Genomic DNA, 5598 nt, shown 5'->3' with positions numbered 1-5598 from the left:
GCGTACGGGGAGGCCACGGTGGAGCGTCGCTCGGTGTCGGAGGCGGAGTTCACCGCCTACGTCCAGGAGCGCCGCGCCTCCCTGTACGCGACCGCCTACCACCTGACCGGCGACCGCTTCGAGGCCGAGGACCTGCTGCAGAGCGCCCTCTTCTCGACGTACCGGGCGTGGGACCGCATCAGCGACAAGGCCGCGGTCGGGGGCTACCTCCGCCGCACCATGACCAACCTGCACATCAGCGCGTGGCGCCGCCGCAAGCTGAACGAGTACCCGACCGAGGAGCTGCCGGAGACGGCCGGCGACACGGACGCGATGCGCGGCACCGAGCTGCGTGCGGTCCTGTGGCAGGCGCTCGCCCGGCTGCCCGAACTCCAGCGCACGATGCTGGTCCTGCGCTACTACGAGGGCCGCACCGACCCGGAGATCGCGGAGATCCTCGACATCAGTGTCGGCACGGTGAAGTCGAGCATCTGGCGGTCGCTGCGCCGGCTGCGCGAGGACGACGTCCTCAGCTTCGGCCGTGACGAGGAGGAGTCCTTCGGGGAGCTCGTCGCCTGAAGGCAGGGGGGATGTCCGTCACTCCGGGGGGAGGCGTCGGGCAACTGCAAGAAGTTCGCCACTTCGGGGGAGGTGGCGAACGGCACGGGGGGAGTCCACCGCCCGCAGACGATCGACGGCGCCCGAACCGGAGGCCCGCGCAGAGCGCTGGACCGCGGCAAGCCGCCCCAGCGCCTCGTCCCGGTCACACGCATACGCCCCGAGCCGCCGGGACACGATCGACCGCTCGTCCCGCATCAGCCGCCACCCCCGCCGAAGAAGGACCCGCAGACGATCGACGGCGCCCGAACCGGAGGCCCGCGCAGAGCGCTGGACCGCGGCAAGCCGCCCCAGCGCCTCGTCCCGGTCYCACGCATACGCCCCGAGCCGCCGGGACACGATCGACCGCTCGTCCCGCATCAGCCGCCACCCCCGCCGAAGAAGGAACGGCACGGACTTGCGGCCCTCGCGCAGATCCCGCAGGAACCGCCGCCGGAACGTGGTCACGGCCCCCCGGCTGAGGCACAGCGCGTCCGCCAGCACCCCCGCCTCCCGGCACCGCCCCACGATCTCCGCCGCGAAGATGCCCTCGGCGATGAAGACCGGGGCCCCGTCGAAGTCGACGGTCTCGGAACCCGTCCGCGCGCTCAGCGAGATGTCGTACACGGGAACGCTCGTACGCCCCGTCCCGCACAGCTCCGCTATCGCCGCGACGGCGGCGTCCGCGTCCCAGGACAGCGGGTGGTCCCAGTCGATGTCCGAACTCCCCGTCACCTGCGGCAGCGTCGGATCGTTGCCCTCCTTGTAGAAGTCGTCGAGCTGCAGCACCGGAATGCCGGAGCGGGCCGCGAGGAGGGACTTGCCGGAGCCGGAGGGGCCGCAGAGCAGGACGACGCGCGCGGTTGCCGCGGAATTCGGAAGAGGGGAACTCACGAGACACCAGTGTGCGGCATCATCCGCTCCCGGCCGAGCCCGCGGGTCGTCTTTGGAGTGTGCGTCACACACCAACTACCCTACGTGTCGACCGCATTACTTTACGCATCGGAACGCATCAGAAGGCGGCAGCAGCCATGGCACGACACCCGGCCTCCCAGAACCCCACCGTCCGGCGCGCTGTGCTGGCCCTCACCACCGCGGGGCTCGCGGTGGGCGCGGGCGCGACCTCGGCCGCCGCGGACACGGAATCGGTCCTGGGCATGGTCCACACCCGTCCGACCTCGCTGGGCAACATCGACCCGCAGGCCGGTCTCCAGGCCGTGACGGGGACCGTCGGGTACGTGACCGGACCGGTCGCGGGGCTGAAGCCCAACCCGCTGGCGGGCACGGGMGTCGACCCGCTCGACAACGGGCTCGGCACGCAGGTGGCCGACTTCCCGCCGCTGGCGACGACCATGCTGACGGCGCCGGTCGCGCAGGCCCAGTCGCTGGGCGCCGTCCCGGTGGTGGGCCAGGTGACGGGCCTGCTGGCCAACTGACCCGTACGGATGCACCGGCGCAGTGAGAGAGAGCCGCGCCTCCCCCGGACGGTGGGGAAGCGCGGCTCTCCCGTCCCGGTGGACGGACCGGCCGGACCGGCCGGATCGGACGGACCGCCGCGGTGCGCCCGCGTCTAGTACGACGAACCGGACGCGCCCAGCGCTCCCGTCGGGTGCCAGACCGTCTTGGTCTCCAGGAAGGCCGTCATGCGGTCGATGCCGGGCGTGGCCGACCAGTCGTCCACAGGCTGTGGACGCAGGACCCGCTTGAGGTTGTCCGCGGCCGCGATCTCCAGCTCCTTCGCGAGCTCCTCGCCGGCGCCAGCCAGGTCGATCGCGTTGACGTCCTGGTGCGCGGCGAGCGGGGCCGCGATCTCCGCCGTACCGCCGGACAGGACGTTCACCACGCCGCCCGGCAGGTCCGAGGTGGCCAGCACCTCGCCCAGCGACAGCGCGGGCAGCGGGGACCGCTCGCTCGCGATCACGACCGCCGTGTTGCCGGTCGCGATCACCGGCGCGACGACCGAGACCAGGCCCAGGAAGGACGACTCCTGGGGGGCCAGGACCGCCACCACGCCGGTCGGCTCGGGGGTCGAGAGGTTGAAGAACGGGCCCGCCACCGGATTGCCGCCGCCCACCACCTGGGCGATCTTGTCGGTCCAGCCCGCGTACCAGACCCAGCGGTCGATCGTCGCGTCCACCTGCTCGGCCGCCTTCGACCGCGACAGGCCCTCGGCGTCGGCCACCTCCTGCACGAACTGGCTCCGGCGGCCCTCCAGCATCTCGGCGACGCGGTAGAGGACCTGGCCGCGGTTGTACGCGGTCGCCCCCGACCAGCCGCCGAACGCCTTGCGGGCGGCGACGACCGCGTCCCGGGCGTCCTTGCGGCTCGCGCGCGGGGCGTTGGCCAGCCATGTGCCCTTCGAGTCCGTCACCTCGTACACCCGGCCGCTCTCGGAACGCGGGAACTTCCCGCCGACGTACAGCTTGTAGGTCTTCAGGACGCTCAGGCGCCGGTGCTCAGCGGCGCCGTCCCCGTGGCCCTGCTCGCCCTTGTGTGCCTTCTTCGGCTTGTCAGACATCGAGGTACGCCTCCAGGCCGTGGCGACCGCCCTCGCGGCCGTAGCCCGACTCCTTGTAGCCGCCGAACGGCGAGGTCGGGTCGAACTTGTTGAACGTGTTGGACCAGACGACACCCGCGCGCAGCTTGTTCGCGACCGCCAGGATCCGGGAACCCTTCTCGGTCCAGATGCCCGCGGAGAGGCCGTACTGGGTGTTGTTGGCCTTCGCGACCGCCTCGTCCGGGGTGCGGAAGGTGAGGACGGACAGCACCGGGCCGAAGATCTCGTCGCGGGCGACGGTGTGCGCCTGGGTGACGTTCGTGAAGAGCGTCGGGGCGAACCAGTAGCCCGAGGAGGGCAGTTCGCAGGCGGGGGACCAGCGCTCGGCGCCCTCGGCCTCGCCCTGCTCGACGAGCGCGTTGATGCGCGTGAGCTGCTCGGCGGAGTTGATCGCGCCGATGTCGGTGTTCTTGTCGAGCGGGTCGCCCAGGCGCAGCGTGGAGAGCCTGCGCTTCAGGGAGTCGAGCAGCTCCTCCTGGACCGACTCCTGGACCAGCAGCCGGGAACCCGCGCAGCAGACCTGGCCCTGGTTGAAGAAGATGCCCGTGACGATGCCCTCGACGGCCTGGTCGATCGGGGCGTCGTCGAAGACGATGTTCGCGCCCTTGCCGCCCAGTTCGAGCGTGACCTTCTTCCTGGTGCCCGCGACCTGCCGCGCGATGGCCTTGCCGACCGCGGTGGAGCCGGTGAAGGCCACCTTGTCGACGTCCGGGTGCGCGACCAGGGCCGCGCCCGTGTCGCCGTAACCGGGGAGGATGTTGACGACGCCGCGGGGCAGGCCCGCCTGGCGGCAGATGTCCGCGAAGAACAGGGCCGACAGGGGCGTGGTCTCGGCGGGCTTCAGGACGACCGTGTTGCCGGTCGCGAGCGCCGGGGCGATCTTCCAGGCCAGCATCAGCAGCGGGAAGTTCCACGGGATGACCTGGCCGGCGACGCCCAGCGGGCGCGGGTCCGCGCCGAGGCCGGCGTGACCGAGCTTGTCCGCCCAGCCCGCGTAGTAGAAGAAGTGCGCGGCCACCAGGGGGAGGTCGGTGTCCCGCGTCTCCTTGATGGGCTTGCCGTTGTCCAGCGTCTCCAGGACGGCCAGCTCGCGGCTGCGCTCCTGGATGATGCGGGCGATGCGGAAGAGGTACTTGGCGCGCTCGGAGCCGGGCAGCGCGGACCACTTCACGAAGGCCCTGCGGGCGGCCGCCACCGCGCGGTCGACGTCCTCGGCGCCCGCCTGGGCGACCTCGGAGAGGACCTCCTCGGTGCTCGGGCTGACCGTCTTGAAGACCTTGCCGTCGGCGGCCTCGGTGAACTCGCCGTCGATGAAGAGCCCGTACGAGGGGGCGATGTCGACGACGGAGCGGGACTCGGGCGCCGGTGCGTATTCGAATGCGGAAGCCATTGCGGAAGCCATGTGGATCAGTCCACCGTCACGTAGTCGGGGCCGGAGTAGCGGCCGGTGGCCAGCTTCTGACGCTGCATCAGCAGGTCGTTGAGGAGCGAGGACGCGCCGAAGCGGAACCAGTGGTTGTCCAGCCAGTCCGTGCCCGCGGTCTCGTTGACCAGCACCAGGAACTTGACCGCGTCCTTCGTGGTGCGGATGCCGCCGGCGGGCTTCACGCCGACCTGGACCCCGGTCTGCGCGCGGAAGTCGCGGACGGCCTCCAGCATCAGGAGGGTGTTGGCGGGGGTCGCGTTGACGGCGACCTTGCCCGTCGAGGTCTTGATGAAGTCGGCGCCCGCCAGCATGCCGAGCCAGCTCGCGCGCCGGATGTTGTCGTACGTCGACAGCTCGCCGGTCTCGAAGATGACCTTCAGGCGGGCGGCGCCCGAGGCCTCCTTCACGGCGACGATCTCCTCGTACACCTTCAGGTACTTGCCCGCGAGGAACGCCCCGCGGTCGATGACCATGTCGATCTCGTCGGCGCCCGCGGCGACGGCGTCCCGCACGTCGGCCAGCTTCACGTCGAGCGCGGCGCGGCCGGCCGGGAAGGCGGTCGCGACGGAGGCGACCTTCACGCCGGAGCCGGCGACGGCCTCCTTGGCGGTGGCCACCATGTCGGGGTAGACGCAGACGGCGGCGGTCGTCGGGGTCGCGCGGTCGGTGGGGTCCGGGTGGACGGCCTTGGCGCCGAGCGCCCGGACCTTGCCGGGGGTGTCCGCGCCTTCGAGCGTCGTCAGGTCGACCATCGAGATGGCGAGGTCGATGGCGTACGCCTTCGCGGTCGTCTTGATCGAACGCGTACCGAGGGAGGCGGCGCGCGCCTCCAGACCGACCGTGTCGACGCCGGGCAGCCCGTGGAGGAACCGGCGCAACGAGCCGTCTGACGCGGTCACGTCCGTGAGTGCGTGAGCTGCGGAGGATGCAGTGGTGGGCATGGTCACCACCCGAGCATATCTACGCGCGTAGCGGCTGTACACCCCTGGGCCGCGCCCCGCCGGGGGTGAGGGCAGTCCCACGCGCCCGCACCCGGCGG

6 protein-coding genes are annotated in these 5598 nt (G+C 71.6%); 2 read left to right on the top strand and 4 right to left on the bottom strand.

Annotation, left to right across the window (positions count from 1 at the left end; translation table 11 throughout):
• On the top strand, positions 1-558 hold a 558-nt coding region (locus FGF04_RS15110; RefSeq protein WP_149512284.1), incomplete at its 5' end, for a SigE family RNA polymerase sigma factor.
• Positions 559-576: 18 nt separating this feature from the next.
• Here the strand turns inward: FGF04_RS15110 and FGF04_RS15100 are convergent.
• Positions 577-1470: a hypothetical protein gene (locus FGF04_RS15100; RefSeq protein WP_408055621.1), complete on the bottom strand. Its 894-nt coding sequence runs from the start codon at positions 1468-1470 to the stop codon at positions 577-579.
• 137 nt (positions 1471-1607) lie between these two features.
• Between FGF04_RS15100 and FGF04_RS15095 the strand changes: the two genes are divergently transcribed.
• On the top strand, positions 1608-2012 hold the full coding sequence (locus FGF04_RS15095; protein ID WP_149511817.1) for a hypothetical protein: 405 nt from the start codon (positions 1608-1610) through the stop codon (positions 2010-2012).
• Between the two features lie 134 nt (positions 2013-2146).
• Here FGF04_RS15095 and FGF04_RS15090 read toward each other — a convergent pair whose 3' ends face one another.
• From FGF04_RS15090 to deoC, 3 genes are read right to left on the bottom strand one after another with little or no spacing between them, the layout of a single operon-like run.
• Positions 2147-3094 (bottom strand): aldehyde dehydrogenase family protein, encoded by a 948-nt coding sequence (locus FGF04_RS15090; RefSeq protein WP_235882340.1) that lies wholly within the window; start codon positions 3092-3094, stop codon positions 2147-2149.
• Positions 3087-4523 carry an aldehyde dehydrogenase family protein gene (locus FGF04_RS15085; RefSeq protein ID WP_149511816.1) on the bottom strand — a complete coding sequence of 479 codons (1437 nt, stop codon included), beginning with the start codon at positions 4521-4523 and terminating at the stop codon, positions 3087-3089. The genes FGF04_RS15090 and FGF04_RS15085 overlap by 8 nt, the downstream gene beginning before the upstream one ends.
• Before the next feature lie 17 nt (positions 4524-4540).
• Positions 4541-5500 carry a deoxyribose-phosphate aldolase gene (deoC, locus tag FGF04_RS15080; RefSeq protein WP_149511815.1) on the bottom strand — a complete coding sequence of 320 codons (960 nt, stop codon included), beginning with the start codon at positions 5498-5500 and terminating at the stop codon, positions 4541-4543.
• Positions 5501-5598: the final 98 nt, after the last annotated feature.

This window comes from Streptomyces apricus, from assembly GCF_008369065.1.
Lineage (GTDB): Bacteria > Actinomycetota > Actinomycetes > Streptomycetales > Streptomycetaceae > Streptomyces > Streptomyces apricus.
Note: the sequence above shows the minus strand (reverse complement) of the source record. Positions and strands in the feature narration are given on the sequence as shown.

What these genes read in the sequence shown, in the direction of transcription:
- FGF04_RS15090 (WP_235882340.1), bottom strand. Translation starts at nt 3,094, where the DNA reads ATGTCTGACAAGCCGAAGAAGGCACACAAGGGCGAGCAGGGCCACGGG.
- FGF04_RS15085 (WP_149511816.1), bottom strand. Translation starts at nt 4,523, where the DNA reads ATGGCTTCCGCATTCGAATACGCACCGGCGCCCGAGTCCCGCTCCGTC.
- deoC (WP_149511815.1), bottom strand. Translation starts at nt 5,500, where the DNA reads ATGCCCACCACTGCATCCTCCGCAGCTCACGCACTCACGGACGTGACC.